At 71.9% G+C, this 15,378-nt stretch carries 14 protein-coding genes; 6 read left to right on the top strand and 8 right to left on the bottom strand.

Going from position 1 to position 15,378, the window contains the following annotated elements; genetic code table 11:
• Nucleotides 1–15 precede the first annotated feature (15 nt).
• From RLT58_RS32730 to RLT58_RS32705, 6 genes are all read right to left on the bottom strand, one after another.
• Nucleotides 16–1,809 (bottom strand): ABC transporter ATP-binding protein, encoded by a 1,794-nt coding sequence (locus RLT58_RS32730; RefSeq protein WP_311313969.1) that lies wholly within the window; start codon nt 1,807–1,809, stop codon nt 16–18.
• A 40-nt stretch (nt 1,810–1,849) separates the two neighbouring features.
• Nucleotides 1,850–2,902, bottom strand: coding sequence for an iron-siderophore ABC transporter substrate-binding protein (locus tag RLT58_RS32725; RefSeq protein ID WP_311313968.1), 1,053 nt, complete (start codon nt 2,900–2,902; stop codon nt 1,850–1,852).
• A gap of 114 nt (nt 2,903–3,016) precedes the next feature.
• Nucleotides 3,017–3,859 (bottom strand): ABC transporter ATP-binding protein, encoded by an 843-nt coding sequence (locus RLT58_RS32720; protein ID WP_311313967.1) that lies wholly within the window; start codon nt 3,857–3,859, stop codon nt 3,017–3,019.
• Between the two features lie 35 nt (nt 3,860–3,894).
• Nucleotides 3,895–4,959 (bottom strand): FecCD family ABC transporter permease, encoded by a 1,065-nt coding sequence (locus RLT58_RS32715; protein ID WP_311313966.1) that lies wholly within the window; start codon nt 4,957–4,959, stop codon nt 3,895–3,897.
• On the bottom strand, nt 4,956–6,014 hold the full coding sequence (locus tag RLT58_RS32710) for a FecCD family ABC transporter permease (protein WP_311313965.1): 1,059 nt from the start codon (nt 6,012–6,014) through the stop codon (nt 4,956–4,958). Before RLT58_RS32710 ends, RLT58_RS32715 begins: the two co-directional genes overlap by 4 nt.
• A gap of 110 nt (nt 6,015–6,124) precedes the next feature.
• Nucleotides 6,125–7,480, bottom strand: coding sequence for a lysine N(6)-hydroxylase/L-ornithine N(5)-oxygenase family protein (locus RLT58_RS32705; protein ID WP_311313964.1), 1,356 nt, complete (start codon nt 7,478–7,480; stop codon nt 6,125–6,127).
• A gap of 253 nt (nt 7,481–7,733) precedes the next feature.
• On the opposite strand from RLT58_RS32705, the gene RLT58_RS32700 reads away from it, so the two are divergent.
• On the top strand, nt 7,734–8,681 hold the full coding sequence (locus RLT58_RS32700) for a methionyl-tRNA formyltransferase (RefSeq protein ID WP_311313963.1): 948 nt from the start codon (nt 7,734–7,736) through the stop codon (nt 8,679–8,681).
• A gap of 125 nt (nt 8,682–8,806) precedes the next feature.
• Nucleotides 8,807–9,988, top strand: coding sequence for a PP2C family protein-serine/threonine phosphatase (locus RLT58_RS32695; protein ID WP_311313962.1), 1,182 nt, complete (start codon nt 8,807–8,809; stop codon nt 9,986–9,988).
• Here the strand turns inward: RLT58_RS32695 and RLT58_RS32690 are convergent.
• On the bottom strand, nt 9,979–10,299 hold the full coding sequence (locus RLT58_RS32690; RefSeq protein WP_311313961.1) for a hypothetical protein: 321 nt from the start codon (nt 10,297–10,299) through the stop codon (nt 9,979–9,981). The two genes, RLT58_RS32695 and RLT58_RS32690, sit on opposite strands and share 10 nt — an antisense overlap.
• 266 nt (nt 10,300–10,565) lie before the next feature.
• Here RLT58_RS32690 and RLT58_RS32685 point away from each other — a divergent pair, with 266 nt between their 5' ends.
• Nucleotides 10,566–10,907, top strand: a complete 342-nt coding sequence (locus RLT58_RS32685) for a hypothetical protein (protein WP_311313960.1) — start codon at nt 10,566–10,568, stop codon at nt 10,905–10,907.
• 12 nt (nt 10,908–10,919) lie between these two features.
• Here RLT58_RS32685 and RLT58_RS32680 read toward each other — a convergent pair whose 3' ends face one another.
• The gene (locus RLT58_RS32680) at nt 10,920–12,167 is read right to left on the bottom strand and encodes a cytochrome P450 (protein WP_311313959.1); all 1,248 of its coding nucleotides are present in this window, start codon (nt 12,165–12,167) and stop codon (nt 10,920–10,922) included.
• Nucleotides 12,168–12,423: 256 nt separating this feature from the next.
• On the opposite strand from RLT58_RS32680, the gene RLT58_RS32675 reads away from it, so the two are divergent.
• The 3 genes from RLT58_RS32675 (at nt 12,424) to RLT58_RS32665 (ending at nt 15,332) form a co-directional block, all read left to right on the top strand.
• Nucleotides 12,424–12,681, top strand: coding sequence for a hypothetical protein (locus tag RLT58_RS32675; RefSeq protein ID WP_311313958.1), 258 nt, complete (start codon nt 12,424–12,426; stop codon nt 12,679–12,681).
• Between the two features lie 105 nt (nt 12,682–12,786).
• Entirely contained in the window at nt 12,787–13,983 is a 1,197-nt protein-coding gene (locus RLT58_RS32670; RefSeq protein ID WP_311313957.1) for a radical SAM protein, read from the top strand.
• Nucleotides 13,980–15,332, top strand: coding sequence for an MFS transporter (locus tag RLT58_RS32665; RefSeq protein ID WP_311313956.1), 1,353 nt, complete (start codon nt 13,980–13,982; stop codon nt 15,330–15,332). The genes RLT58_RS32670 and RLT58_RS32665 overlap by 4 nt, the downstream gene beginning before the upstream one ends.
• The last annotated feature ends 46 nt before the right edge of the window (nt 15,333–15,378 follow it).

Here is a 15,378-nt window from a genome sequence, read left to right as displayed (position 1 = left end):
CTAACTAAGGTTGGCCTAACTACCTTCCCGCCAGGCCCGCCACAGTCGTGCGTACCGGCCGCCCTGAGCGACCAACTCCTGGTGGGTGCCCTGTTCCACCACCCGTCCCGCGTCCAGCACGGCGATCCGGTCCGCCGCCATCGCCTGGGTCAGCCGGTGCGCCACGAACAGCGTGGTGCGGCCCGCGCATGCGGCCAGCACGGCGCGCTCCAGTTCGGCCGCGCCCTCGCTGCCCGCCTCCGCGGTGGACTCGTCGAGCACCACCACGGGCGAGCGGGCCAGCACCAGCCGGGCCAGGGCGATCTGGGCCACCTTGGTGACGTCCAGCCGCTCACCGCCCTCACCGACGGTGGTGTGCAGTCCGCCGGGCAGCGCCTCGACCCAGCCGCCGGCCCCCACCGTGCGCAGGGCGTCCAGCAGTTCGGCGTCCGTCGCCTCGGGAGCGGCCAGCCTCAGGTCGTCGGAGAGCGGACCGGAGAACACATGGGTCTCCTGTGTGAGGATGCTCACCAGCGCCCGCGCGCCCGCCTCGTCCAGATCCGCGAGGTCGGTCGGCCCGATGCGCACCGAGCCCTCCTGCGGGGTGCCGATGCCGGCGATCAGCGCGGCCAGCGTCGACTTGCCGGCGCCCGTCGCCCCCACCAGCGCGAGCGAGCCGCCGGCCGGGATCGTCAGACTCACGTCGCACAGCACCGGGTCCTCGGTGTCGGGATAACGAAACGTCAGCCCCTCCACCCGTACCGGGTACGGCACGTCCGCCGCCGGTGTCACGCCGGCGTCGCCCACCAGCCGCTCCTCGGCGTCCTCCCCCAGCACCCCGACCAGACGGGTCAGGCTCGCGCCCGACTTCTGCGCCTCGTCGAAGGTGAACATGATCGCCCCGAGCGGGGTGAACAGCCGGTGGAACATCAGCGGGGCGGCCGACACCTCGCCGAGGGTGGCCGCGTCGCCCTCCAGCAGGGCGTACCCCACCAGCAGGATCAGGACCAGGCCGATGAACTCGGCCCGGTTCTCCCGGCCGACGAACCGGCCGAAGAACCGGAACACCTCGATGCCGAGATCGCGCACCCGCCACGACTCGTCGGTGACCTTCTCGCGGAACGCGCCCTCCAGGCGGTACGCCCGGACCGTGTCGATTCCGTTCAGGCCGCTGATCAACGCCTGGGCGCGGTCGGCCTGGGCCGTCCGCTGCTTGCGGTAGAGCGGGGCGGAGCGGGGCAGATACCAGCGCAGCGCCAGCGCGTACGCCGGCAGCGCGCCGGCGCCCGCGAGCCCGAGCCGCCAGTCCAGTCCGAACATGCCGACGGTGGCGATGGCGACGAGTACCCCCGCCGAGAACACGGTGGGGATCGCGCTCCGGATGCCCCGGGACAGCACGGCGACGTCGTCGCCCACCCGGGAGAGCACATCGCCCCGGCCGACCTGCTCTATCCGCGCGCTCGGCAGGCCCAGCACCGCGCGGACGGCGCCCTCCCGCAGCGTGGCCAGCAGGTCGGCGCCGAGCCGTCCGATCAGATATGTCGATGCCGCGGTGGCCGCCGCGCCGAGCAGCGCGGCGGCCACCATCAGCGCCCCGACCCTGACCAGCACCGCGCGTGACTCACCGTCCACGACCCCGTCGACCACCTGGCCCAGCAGCAGCACCGGGAGGACCTGGAGCGCCGCCCCGGCCACCGTGGTGAACAGCGTCGCGGCCGACAGCCACGGCACTTCGCGGCAGTGCGCCGCGAGCCACCGGGTGGCCTCACCCCCCGTCGCCGTGCGCAGGGTCGCCGGGGGCGGGGGGGCGGGGGTCGTGGTGGTGCTCACACGTGGGCCAGTTCGGGTCGGGGGCGGGACGGCGCGGACATCACTGACCGGCCGCCTTGACGAGCTCGTCGATCGCGTACGGCATGGACAGCAGCGTGCCCTGGGAGATGGCGGCGCCGACCGCCGGGCCCTCGCCGTCGAGGAGGTACGAGACGCGTCCCTCCTTGACCGCCTTGAGGTTGCTGAAGAGCTTGGACTTCTTCAGGGCCTCCTGGTCGGCCTTGTCGTTGATGACGAAGATGCGGTCGACGTCGACGAGGTCCATGCGCTCGGGCGACAGCTTGGTGTAGAACTTGCCGCCGGCGATCTTGTCGATCTCGGTGGCGCCCTTGTAGCCGATGCCGGTCAGCAGGCGTCCGCGCACATCGGTGGTGGTGAAGGGCGCGACGGAGTTGTCGTACCAGGAGAGCGCCACGGCGGTCTGCTTGGCGAACTCGGGGTGTGCCTTCGCGGCGGTGTCCAGCTGCGACTGGATGCCGGCCACCATCTCCTTGCCCTCCTTCTCCTTGCCGAGGGCCTTGGCGATGTGCAGCGCGTTGTCCTGCCAGGGCGCGCTGAAGGGCTCCTTCTCGGCCTTGGTGCGGCCGACCGTCGGGGCGATCTTCGACAGCTTGTCGTAGGCGGCCTGGTCGATCTCCGAGTAGACGGCGATGATCAGGTCCGGCCGGAGGCCCGCGATCTTCTCGTAGTTGGGGCCGGAGTCACCGTTCTTCATGATGACCTCGGGGCGGGAGTCGCCCCACTTGTCCTTCACCCAGGGCCACTGGGTGTTGACGTCGGGGGTCTTGCCCTCGGGGTTCGGGTACTGGTCGACCATGCCCACCGGCTTGATGCCGAACGCCAGGATGGTCTGGTCGTCCGTGTATCCGACGGAGACGACCCGCTGGGGGGCCTTGGTGATCTTCGTGGACCCGAACGCGTGCTCCACGGTGACCGGGAACGCGCCCTTGGCGGCGGCCGGAGCCTTGTCGCTCGGCTTGTCCTCCGCGTCGGAGCCGCATCCCGCGAGAAGGCCGACGCCGAGGGTCGCCGCGGTCAGTACCGCGGCCAACCGCCGCCAAGTCTTCCTGGGCGACGTTCTGTCGAGGAGCATCCGAATCCCTTGCTTTCGCGCTGTCACTGAGGCCCCTTCACAAGGGCAGCCAAACCTTATCCCGGTGAAGTGAGGACAGCCTAGCCTTACTGGGGTAATTCCGTGATCCGGACCCTAGTTGACCTGTGCGTGCGTCCGTCCGATGGGCACGATGAGGGGCCGGTCGCCCACCGGGTCGTCGATCACCTTGGCCCGCAGCCCGAACGCCTCGTCCAGCAGCTCCGCGGTGATCACGTCACGGGGGTGCCCCTGCGCCAGGATCGACCCCTCGCGCATCACCACGAGGTTGTCGCTGTAGCGCGTGGCGAGGTTGAGGTCGTGCAGCACCATCACCACGGTGCACCCCGACTCGTGGAGGTCGTCCACGAGGTCGAGCACGTCGATCGCGTGCGCCAGGTCCAGATAGGTGGTGGGCTCGTCCAGCAGCAGCAGATCGGTGCCCTGAGCCAGGGTCATCGATATCCAGACCCGCTGGCGCTGTCCGCCGGAGAGCGAGTCCACGGGCCGGTCGGCCAGGTCGGCCACCCCGGTCATGGCCAGCGCCCGTTCCACGACGGCGGCGTCGTCCGACGACCACTGCCGCAGCCAGCTCTGGTGCGGATGGCGCCCTCTGGCGACCAGGTCCGACACCGTCAGCCCCTCCGGCGCCACGGGCGCCTGCGGCAGCAGACCGAGCTTCTTCGCCACGTCCCTGGTCCGGAGCCCGGCGATGTCCTCGCCGTCCAGCACGACCGCGCCGCCGGCCGGTTTCAGCAGCCGGGTCAGGGTGCGCAGCAGCGTCGACTTCCCGCAGCCGTTGGGGCCGATGATCGTGGTGACGACCCCGGAGGGGATCTCGACGTCGAGGCCCTTGATGACGGTCCGGCCGCCGTAGCCGACGGTGATGTCCCTGGCCGCCAGCCGTGGGACGTCGTCGCCCACCGCCTCGGTCCTGGTGATGGTGCGTTGCGCGGCCACAGGCCCCCCTCTGCTCGGGTTGTCCAACTCGTCTGTCATCGGCTGAGGTTCGCCCGGACCAGCAGATATACCAGGAAGGGCCCGCCGATCGCGGCGGTGACCACCCCGACCGGCAGGCCGATCGGCAGCGCCGTACGGGCGAGCAGATCGGATCCGGTCAGCAGCAGCGCGCCCACCAGGCCGGAGGCCACCATCGGCGGCGTCGGGCAGCGCGCCAGGCGCATGGCCACCTGCGGTGCCACCAGGGCGACGAACGGCACCGGCCCGGCCGCGCTCACCGCCGCCGCGGCCAGCAGGACCGCGCACAGCAGCAGGACGGCCCGCACCCGGGTGTACCGGACGCCGAGACCGGCGGCCACCTCGTCGCCGAGGTGCATCGGCTTGAACTGGAAGGCCACGCAGCTCACCACGGCCAGAAGCACGACCGTGCACCAGAGCGCCACCCGGACGTCGTCCCACGACCGGTTGTCCAGGGAGCCGACCAGCCATGCCTGGGCCCGGGCCACGTCCTTGATGTCCGCCGTGACCAGCAGCCAGGTCGTCAGCGCCTCCATCAGCGCGCTGACCGAGATCCCGATGAGGATGAGCCGGAAGCCGTCGATCCCGCGCCGCCAGGCCAGGAAGTACACGAGCAGTCCCGTGCCGAGACCGCCCAGGAGCGCCGCCGCCGAGAGGCCCACGGAGTGGGCGATCGCCGCGGCCGTCCCGCCGGAGACCGTCACCAGGAACACCGCGACCGCGCTGGCCCCTCCGGTGATCCCCAGGATGTCGGGGCTGGCCAGCGGGTTGCGCGCGACGGACTGGGTGATCGCGCCGGACACTCCCAGCGCGACGCCCACGACGACCCCGGCCAGGGCGCGCGGCATCCGCAGGTCCATGATGACGAACTCGTCGACCTGCTCGCCCCGGCCGAGGATCGTGGCGATCACCCGGGACAGCCCGATGGGGAAGTCGCCGACCCCGATGGACACGCAGAACACCAGGAAGGCCGCCGCCGCCAGCAGCAGCGTGACCAGGACGGGCCAGGGCCGCCAGACGAACGAGACCTGGCCGAGGCGGACGCCCGGCGCCACCGATGGCTTCATTTCCGTCCCGTTCATGCGCTCCTGAACTTTCCTCGCCAGACCAGCACCGCGAAGAACGGGGCGCCGAGCAGGGCGACGACGACACCCGCGTCCAGTTCGCCCGGCCGCACCACCAGGCGTCCGACGATGTCACAGACCAGCAGGACGACGGCCCCGAGCAGACCCGCGTACGGCACCAGCCAGCGGTAGTCGGGGCCGGTCAGATAGCGGGCCACATGGGCCACCATGAGTCCGAGGAAGGCGATGGGGCCGCAGGCCGCCGTCGCCGCGCCGGCCAGCAGGGTGATGGCGACGATGCCGACCGTACGGCACAGCGCGATGTTCACACCGAGCCCGCGCGCCACGTCGTCACCGAGGTTGAGCAGGTTGAGGGAGGGCAGCATGACCAGGGCAAGCACCAGCCCGACCCCGATGAAGGCGGTCACGGGCCAGATGACGTCGAAGCCGACCCCGGCCACCGAACCCGCGTTCCAGAACCTCAGCGCGTTCAGCGACTTCACGTCGGACAGCGCGACAGCGGTGGTCATCGCCGCGAGGAAGACCGTGACGCCCTGCCCGGCGAGAGCGAGCGTCAGCGGATTGCCGGCACCCCGGCCGATGCTCGCGAGGCCGAACACGACGACACCGGCGACCGCCGCGCCCAGAAAGGCGAACCAGACGTACTGGAACGGATGGGTGAGGCCGAACACGGCGATCACCGACACCACGGCGAACGAGGCGCCGGTGTTGACTCCCAGCAGGCCCGTGTCCGCGATCGGGTTGCGCGTGTAGCCCTGGATCAGCGCCCCGCCCACCCCCAGGGCGAGGCCGGCCACGATCCCGAGCACCGTGCGGGGCACGCGCACGGTCTGCACGATGAGCCGGATCTCGGAGAGCCGCTGGTCGGACTCCGGGCCGCCGAACAGCCCGTGCCACACCTCGGCGGGGCTCAGCGAGCGCGCCCCGACGGCCAGCGACAGGCCCCCCACGACCAGGACGATCACCCCGAGCGCGCCCAAACCCATGACCCGTCGGTGACGGGCCCCTGTTATGCCCCTGGGCAGGGGCCGCTCCACTGCAGTCGTGCTCATGTCGACGTACGTTATCCCTCTGATCCACTGGGGCGGGACGGCGGCCGGACACCACACCCACGAGGAGGTGTGCCCGCGCCCTCGCCTCCCGCCCCTCTCCCGCGGCCGGCCTAGCGGGCGTTGCTGCCGGTCTCGTCTGCGACCGGGCGGGCCGCGTCGGGCGCGGACTTCACACTCCGGTCCAGCAGCGAGTCGAGGATCTCGCCGACCCGGATCGCCGTGTTGGACAGCAGGGCCGAGGTGATGCCGTGGGTGTGCTCCGTACCGCCCTGGAGGTAGATGCCGCAGTTGAGCCCGGCGTCGGTGGCGATGCGGTAGTCGCGCTCGACACGGACCCGGCCCTCCTCGTCGCGCAGGCAGTGCTCGCCGACCTCGCCCAGGAGGCCGAGGGGGTCGGCGGGGCTGTAGCCGGTGGCGAACACCACGACATCGGCGTCCAGGAGGGTCTCCTCGCCCGTGACGAGGGAGGTCACGGTGGCGCTGGCCTTCTCCGCCGTCTCCTTGACCGCGGTGAGGCGGGAGACGTTGAGGAAGCGCAGCCGCTCGGTGCCGAGCACCTTCTCCTGGTACATCTGCCGGTACAGGTCGTCGATCAAGTCGATGTCGACCACCGAGTAGTTGGTGTTCCCGTGGTAGTCCATGAGCCGGCGCTTGACGCTCTCGGGCGCGGCGTAGAACTCGTCGACCGCGTCCGGGTCGAAGATCTTGTTGGCGAAGCTGCTGTCGTCGGCGGGGCTGTAGCCGTAGCGGGAGAAGACGGCGCATATCTCCGCTTCGGGGAAGCGGCGGTGCAGATAGGCGACGTTCTCGGCGGCGCTCTGGCCGGCGCCCACGACGACGAAGCGGGAGGGCGAGGTGCCGTCCAGCTCCCCTACGCGGGCGAGCAGTTCGGAGTTGTGCCAGACGCGGTCACCGCGTTCGACGCCTTCGGGTACGAGGGGGCGCAGCCCGGTGCCGATGACGAGGTTGCGGGCGCGGTGGACGGTGAGCCCCTCCCCCGAGCGGACCGTCACGTCCAGGAACTCCACGGCGCCGTCCCGGACGACCTGGGTGACGCCGACGACCTCGTGGTCGTAGGAGACCAGGTCGTCGACCTGGGCCGCGGCCCACTCGAAGTAGTCGTGGAATTCGACCCGGAGGGGGAAGAGGTTCTTGTGGTTGATGAAGTCGATCAGCCGCCCCTTGCTCTTCAGATAGCAGAGGAAGCTGAACTCACTGGACGGATTCCGGAGCGTCACCAGGTCCTTGAGAAAGGACACCTGCATGGTGGCGTCGTCGATGAGCATCCCGCGGTGCCAGCCGAAGCGCGGCTGCTGCTCGAAGAATTGAGCGCTCACCGCCTCCTGCGCACCGTGGCGCGCATTGTGCTCGCTGATCGCGATGGCCATGGCCACATTGGACGGCCCGAAGCCGATACCAATGAGGTCGTGGACCGGTGGTGCGTCGCCAGGACGAACCTGTGACATGTCACTCCCATCGTGCGGGGAAGCCGCCTGTCAGGCGTGGGGGAAAAGAGCGGTAGGCGGGCACACCGATGGAGCGACCCGCAGTAATTTAGGTAAGCCTAAGCTAATCCTACAACCATGTCGACGGGACAGAACGGACACCCCCGGCATTGATGTAGTCAACTGGGGCGCGGCGCACACGCGTTGCAAACTAAGGCAAGCCTTGCTTTACTTACCGTCGATCATTTTATTCCCCACGCTGAGGAGGAACCCCATGCGGGTCGTCATGTTCGGTTACCAGACCTGGGGGCACCGCACCCTGCAAGCCCTCCTGGACTCCGAACACGACGTGGTCCTGGTCGTGACGCACCCCAAGAGCGAGCACGCGTACGAGAAGATCTGGAGCGACTCCGTTGCCGACCTCGCCGAGGAGCACGGCGTGCCGGTGCTGATCCGGAACCGTCCGGACGACGACGAGCTGTTCGAGCGCCTCAAGGAAGCCGACCCGGACATCATCGTCGCCAACAACTGGCGGACCTGGATCCCGCCGCGGATCTTCCGCCTCCCGCGCCGCGGCACGCTGAACGTCCACGACTCGCTGCTCCCGAAGTACGCGGGCTTCTCCCCGCTGATCTGGGCCCTGATCAACGGCGAGTCCGAAGTGGGCGTCACCGCGCACATGATGAACGACGAGCTGGACGCCGGCGACATCGTCCGCCAGGAAGCGGTCGCGGTCGGGCCGAAGGACACCGCCACCGACCTCTTCCACAAGACCGTGGACCTGATAGGCCCGGTCACCACGGGCGCGCTGGACCTCATCGCCACCGGGCAGACGGAGTTCACCAAGCAGGACCGCTCGCAGGCGAGCTTCTTCCACAAGCGGTCCACCGAGGACATCCGCATGGACTGGAACTGGCCGGCCGACGCCCTGGAGCGTCTGGTCCGCGCCCAGTCGGAGCCGTACCCCAGCGCGTTCACCTACCACCGGGGCAAGCGGCTCGAAATCCTCTCCGCCGTGGTCTCCGAGGGTCTGTACGGCGGGACGCCCGGCCGCATCTTCTACCGCGAGGGCGAGGGCGTGGCGATCGTCGCCGGGGCCGACGCCCGGACCGGCCGCAACCACGGGCTCGCCATCACCCGGGTGCGCACCGAGGACGGCCGGGAGCTTCCCGCGACGGAGTACTTCACCACCATGGGCGGATATCTGACCAGCCGCCCCTGATCCGCGGGCGCCTCCCGCCGCGGTCCGGTCGTCCCCGGCCCCCGCCCCTCCACCGAGCGGGTGGGGGCCGCTCGGGCGAGACTGCTCGGACAGGGACGAGCGGACGACGGCGGAGAGGGAACGCGATGACGGAGCCGACGGCCGGCGACGAGCTGCTGGCCGGCTTCCTGGCCGATCCGGCCAATGCCGCCCTCGACCTGTCCACCGCCGTGGAGCGCTGCACCAAGGCGCTCGGGCTGCGGCAGTCCGTGGTCTATCTGGCCGATCTCCAGCAGCGCCTGCTGGTGCCGCTGACGGACCGGGCTCCGGAGCTCGACATCGACGGGTCGCTCGCCGGGTGGTCCTACCGCACCCAGGCGCTGCGGGTGGAGGAGGGCGGGGCCTGGGGTCTGACGGCGTGGCTTCCGCTGGTGGACGGGGCCGAACGGCTGGGCGTGGTGGCGGTGGCCGCGCCGTCGCTGGACCCGGTGCTGCTGGCCCGCGGCCGTGCCCTCGCCTCCCTGCTGGCGATGATGATCACGTCGAAGCGGGCCTACAAGGACTCGTTCATCCGGCGGACGCGTACAGAGCCGATGCGGTTGCCTGCCGAGTTGCTGCAGGCGTTCCTGCCGCCCCGGACCGTCGGCACACCGCATGTCGTCTCGACTGCGGTGCTGGAGCCGGCGTACGAGATCGGCGGGGACGGGTTCGACCACGCCCTGACCGGCACGACCCTGCATGCCTCGATCCTCGATGCGATGGGGCACGACCTGGCCTCCGGCCTCACCACCTCGGTGACGCTGGCCGCCTGCCGCAACGCCCGCCGCACGGGGGCGGACCTGCCGGAGCTCGTCGAGAGCGTCGACGCGGCCCTCTCGCGCTGGCTCCCCGAGCAGTTCTGCACCGGCATCCTGTCCCAGCTGGACCTGGCCGGCGGTGTGCTGCGCTGGATCAACTGCGGCCACCCCGCGCCTCTGCTCATCCGGGACCGGGTGCTGGTCCCTCACGCGATGGAGAGGGAGGCGGACCCGCCGATGGGCTACCTCTCCACCTTCGCGGCCGGTCCCCGCCAGGTCCACGAGATCGCCCTGGAGCCCGGGGACCGGGTGCTGATGTACACGGACGGCGCGACCGAGTCCCGGATGCGCAACGGCACGGAGTTCGGCCTCGAACGGTTCGTCGACTACGTGGTACGGGCCGCGGCGGCGGGCGAACTCGCGCCGGAGACCCTGCGCCGGCTCATCCATTCGCTCCTGGAGTCGGAGAGCACCGGCCTCCGGGACGACGCGACGATCCTGATGCTCGAATGGAAACGGCCTCAGGCCTGAGAGCCCGCGCCTCCGCCGCCCCCGCGCACCGCGCGGTGGCTGACGGCCATCGCGACGAGGCCGGCCACCAGCAGCACGCTGCCGGCCAGGGTGCCCCACTGGCGGGTGCCGACGTCGTCGAGCACCAGCAGGAACACCAGCTGCCGGCACAGGGCACAGGCGACGGTCAGCTGGGCCCAGCCGTACGGGCGCGGACGGTGCACCGGCCGCCGGTTGGTGGGCAGGACCCAGCCCCGGGCCAAGGCCGCCGCCCCCGAGTCGGCGAGGAGCAGGGCCGGCAGGACGACAGGTATCGCGACGCAGAGCTTCACGGTTCTTCTCCTGGCGCCGGGCCCCCGCCGGACATCCGCGTGATCATGGGACCTCACGCGCCGTGCGTCCATGTGCGCGCGGCCGGACCGCCGGTGACCGGGGTGCGGTACGGGGCCGTGTTCCCCGTACCGCGAGCCCGTGCGGCCCTGTCCCGGCGCCGGCCGGGTGACAGGGGGCGCGGCAGCCGCCGAATGCCGCCGCATGTCCGTCCCGGGCGGCCAGACTGCCCGGGCCCCCGTCGTCACGGATTCCGGAGTCCCGTCATATGTCCGAGCCGTCCACCGCACCGGACGCAGCACCCGCCTTCCTGGCGGTGTGCGCGCACACCCATCTCTTCCCGGGAGCACGCTGCCGGCTGCTGGGGCTCACCGATCCCGGTGCCTTCGCGGCGGGCCCGCGCCCGGTCGACCTGGCGCTCCGTTTCCTGGACGACGTGGTCGTCGAGGCCGAGTTGCGCACCGGGGAGCCGACGGGCCCGGTGCTCGCCGTCCCGGCCCACACCACGGGTGCCGGCACCTCCCTCGGAGCCCGCGACTGGCTGGTGCGGGAGTTCGTCCGGGCGGGGGACGACGTCGAGCTGACGATCGGCGGCCGCCTCCCGGACTGATCCCTGCGGCCCCTAGGCGGGCCCGCAGGGACGTACCGGCAGCGCGGCGAGCCGGCGGTGCAAGTAGCCGCCGGTCCAGGTCAGTTCGTCCAGTGGCACCGCCGGTTCCAGTCGGTGCCAGCGTACGAGGACGCCGGTCAGGGCCACCGTGAGCTCCAGCCGGGCCAGGGCCGATCCCGGGCAGTAGTGCGGGCCCAGACCGAAGGTCAGATGGCGGCTCGCGGTGCTCCGGTCCGGATCCAGCGTGCCGGGGTCGGCGTGGCAGCGCGGGTCGTGGTTGGCCGCCGCCACGGACAGCAGGACACCGCTGCCCGCCGGAATGACCGTGTCGCCGAACCGGACGTCCTCCAGGGCCACCCGCTTGGTGCTGAAGGGGCCCGGGGTGTCCCAGCGCAGCAGTTCGTCGACCGCGCGCGGGATCCGGGCCGGCTCCTCGCGCAGCGTGTTCTGGACGTCCCGGTGGCCCAGCAGCGCCACCACGCTCATGCCGATGGCCTGCACAGTGCTGTCGAAGCCGGCCAGCAGCAGCATCGCGAGGAGCGAGGCCACTTCGTCCTCGGTGGCCCCGCCCTGTTCCTGCCAGGCCACCAGGACGCGGGAGACGACGTCGTCTCCCGGGACGGCCGCGCGCCGGGCCATCGTGTCGCGGACGAAGGCGTCGATGCGGTCGACGCTCCCCTCGATGTCGGCGGCGGTGCGGCCCGTCTTGTCCGCCAGACACGCCACCGGCTCGTACAGCGCGGCCCGCTCCCCCTCCGGTACGTCGAAGACCTCGCACAGGGACCGGAAGGCGAAGGGGCGGGCGAAGGCGTCCATCAGCTCGACGGGCCCCGCGCCGCGCGCCGCATCGGCCGCGTCCAGGAGTTCGGCTGCGGCGCGCTCGATGCGCTCGCGATGGGCGGCCATCCGGGCCGGGGTCAGCGCCGGTGTCGCCAGGCGGCGGATCCGCGTGTGCTCGGGCGCGTCGTAGTTGACCAGCGACACCTCCAGCGCGCGGCGGCGGACGGTGGGGTCGGGGACACGGCCGCCGCTGAGTGAGAGGCGGGGGTCCAGGAAGCCGGCCCGTACGTCCTCGGCCCGGGTGACGAGCCAGGCCGGGCGTCCGGCGGGCGTCCTGACCCGGGCCACCGGGCAGGTCTCCCGGATTCCGGCCAGCGTCTCGGCCGGGCGGGCCAGGAAGTCCGCCCCGAGCGGCTCCGGCAGCCGCTGCCGCGCCACAGGTGCGGGTGCGCCGGCCGGGACGGCGGGTTCGGTGTCCATACGGGGGCGTCCTCTCGCGGTCGCGGAGCGTACGGCGGCCACCGTAGGAACGGCGGGTTGACCGCGGGTTCGCGCCCGGTGCGATTCCGGTATGGCTCTGCCGGGGCGCCGCCGGGCGGCCGGGGCGCCGACCAGGGAGGTTCACCGCCGGCCAACCGGTGGCGAACCGGTGCCGAACCCCGTGCTCCTAGCTTCCTGGCGGTCGGCGCGGTGCCGCCGCCCGTCATCCCGATCGCCCGTCGTATGGAGGATCACCATGGCCGAGAACACCGAGCCCACCGAGACCCCCGCAGAGGACGCCCCCGAGGTCGTCGCGCACTCCGCGTCCAACGTCGCCTGGTGCGGTGTGCACCAGGAGTCGGTCGACGAGCCCGAGGTGATCGCGCACTCCGCGTCCAACGTCGCCTGGTGCGGTGTGCACCAGGAGTCGGTCGACGAGCCCGAGGTCATCGCGCACTCCGAGGAGGGCGAGGACACCCCGTGGTGCGGCGTCCACCAGGAGCACAGCCTCTGATCCGGTCCACCGGCCGGACCTCCTCGGCCGCGGAGGCGCGACGCCGCCGCGGCCGGGGGCCCACCGGCCACCCCTCTCCAGCCACGCCCCGACCCGGAGGTTGCCGTGCCCGGTACGCAGTCCGTCACCGTCCCCACCGCCGGGGCCCGTCTGATCCGCGCCGACAGGGGGTGGTGGTTCCTGGGCGCCGGCGGATACGCCCTGATGCGGCCCGGCCAGGTGGAGCCCGACGGCACCCTGCGCCCCTCGGCCGAACGCTATCTCCGCGAGGCGGGGCTGTACGACGTACGGCCCTACACCTCGTACTCGCTCACCGTGCTGACCAGCACGGACTGCAACCTCGGCTGCGGCTACTGCTTCCAGAACACCGCGCAGGACCCCAAGGGCGGCAGCAGGCCGCCCCGGATCAGCCACGCCCGGCTGACACCCGAAGGCGTCACCGAGGTACTGGACTTCACCCGGACGCGCATGGATGCGGCCGGACTCGACCGGCTGTCGCTGCTGCTGTTCGGCGGCGAGCCGCTGCTCAACCCGCGCGGCTGCCGCGACCTGCTCACCCGGGCGCGGGAACTGGGCCCGCTCACCGCGTCGATGACGTCCAACGGCACGCTGCTCACGCCACTGATCGCCAAGGAGCTCAACGCGGCGGGCCTCGGCTCCGTCCAGGTGACCTTCGACGGCGACCGGGCCGACCACGACGCCATCCGGGTCAAGCGGTCCGGGGGCGGCACCTTCGACGTCATCGTCTCCAACATCGCGCGGGCCATCGAACGGACCTCCCTGCGCTGGATGCTGCGGGTCAACGTCTCGCATCTGAACCGGAACGGCGTGGACGAACTCGTCGAGCGCCTCGGCTCGCGCCTGGACCCGGCCCGCTGCGGCATCCACTTCGCCCGGGTCGGAGACGTCGGCGTCGGCTACGCGAACAACCTGCTGCACGAGGACGGCCTCGTCGGGGACTTCGTCCGCTGGCACGCCCGCGCGCTGGAACTCGGCTTCACGGTGACCCGTCCGCGCGCCCATGTCCCCTGCCAGGCCTGCTCCTTCGCGGACGGCCGCTACGGCGCCGTCATCAACGCCGACGGGGTGCTGGCCAGTTGCTGGGAGACGGCGGGCAAGCCCGGCATGGAGGTCGGCACCGTCACCGACGGCTATCTGAGCGCCGAGCAGACCGAGGGCCGCTGGGTCAGCTGCCACGACCACTACCAGTACGACGAGGAGGCGGCCGTACGCGCCGTCTTCCAGGACCGGGTCGACGCCGGTGTGCTGGACTGCCTGGACGCGGTCGGACGGCTGGGATGAAGAGCGCCGGCATTCTGCGCACCAACCCCGACTTCCGCCGCTACTGGCTCAGTTCGACGCTGTCCACCCTCGGTTCGCAGCTGTCGCTGCTGGCCTTCCCCCTGCTCGTGCTGTCCATCGGTGGCAGCGCCGCACAGGCGGGTACGGTCGCGACCTGCTCGCTGGTGACGCGGACGGTGCTGCGCCTGCCGGCCGGCCATCTCGCCGACCGGCTCGACCGGCGCATGATCATGGTCGGCACCGATCTGGTGCGGCTCGTGGCCCTGGCCAGCATTCCGCTGGCCTCGGGCCTCGGGGACCTGGGCCAGGCGCATCTGCTCGCGGTGGCCGTGGTCGAGGGCGCGGCCACCGCGCTCTTCGCTCCGGCGGCCACCATCGCCGTGCGCGACGTGGTGCCGGAGAAGGACCTCACCGACGCGCTGAGCCGCAGCCAGACCGCCATGGCGTCGAGTTCGCTGATCGGCCCGTTCCTCGGCGGCTGGCTGTTCACCCTGGACCCGATCCTGCCGTTCGCGGTCGACGCCGCCACGTACGGGGTGTCGGCCGTGCTGGTGCTGCGGATGGGCATCCGGCAGCCCCAGGGCGTCGCGGCCTCCGAACGCGACAACCGGCTGACGGCCGGGCTGCGGTGGCTCACCCACCAGCGGGCGCTGCTGGCGGCGCTGCTCTTCGCCGCGGGCATCAACATCGTCTCGGCGGCGGCGCAGACGACCATGGTCGTCTCGCTGCGCCAGAGCGGCGCCGGCGGCACGGCGATCGGGGCGGTGATGGCGTGCGCGGGTGTCGGGGGGCTGCTGGGCGCGGCCGCTGCGCCCTGGCTGATCAAGAGGATCACCGCCGGCCGGCTGTTCCTGCTGATCGGCGGCGTCTGGGCCCTCGGCCTCGCCGTCTTCTCCCGGACCACGCACCCCTGGATCCTCGGCCCGGTGCTCGTCGTGGTCGTCTTCTTCAGCCCGCCTGCGGGCATCGTCGTCGGCCGCGCGGTCCTGGTGCTCGCGCCCCGCGACCTGCTGGGCCGGGTGAGCACGGCGACCGGGCTGATGATGGCCGGTCTCGCCTCGGTCGGACCGGTCCTGGCCGGCTCGTTCGTGGACTCCATGGGCGGCAGCCGCACCTGGCTGGTCCTGGCCGGCACGGCGGCGGTGGTCACGCTGGTGTCGTCGGTGCCCCTGTTGCGGGAGACCAGCCTCGACGCCACCGCCGACGACGCAAAGGGCGGCGGCGACGGCCCGGAGGACCCCGCACCCGGCGACGCGGTCGCACCCTCCGGCCGGACGCCCGACGAGGCCGGGGCCGTGGGGCTGGTCCCGGCACCCCCCGTGCCGCGCCCCGGCACCGGCGGCAACTGACCCCGCCCTTCCCCGTGTCCGACAACGGGTCCGACACCGGGTCCGA

The sequence above is a fragment of the Streptomyces sp. ITFR-16 genome, assembly GCF_031844705.1.
GTDB lineage: Bacteria > Actinomycetota > Actinomycetes > Streptomycetales > Streptomycetaceae > Streptomyces.
This window is presented reverse-complemented; position numbering and strand designations above follow the sequence as displayed.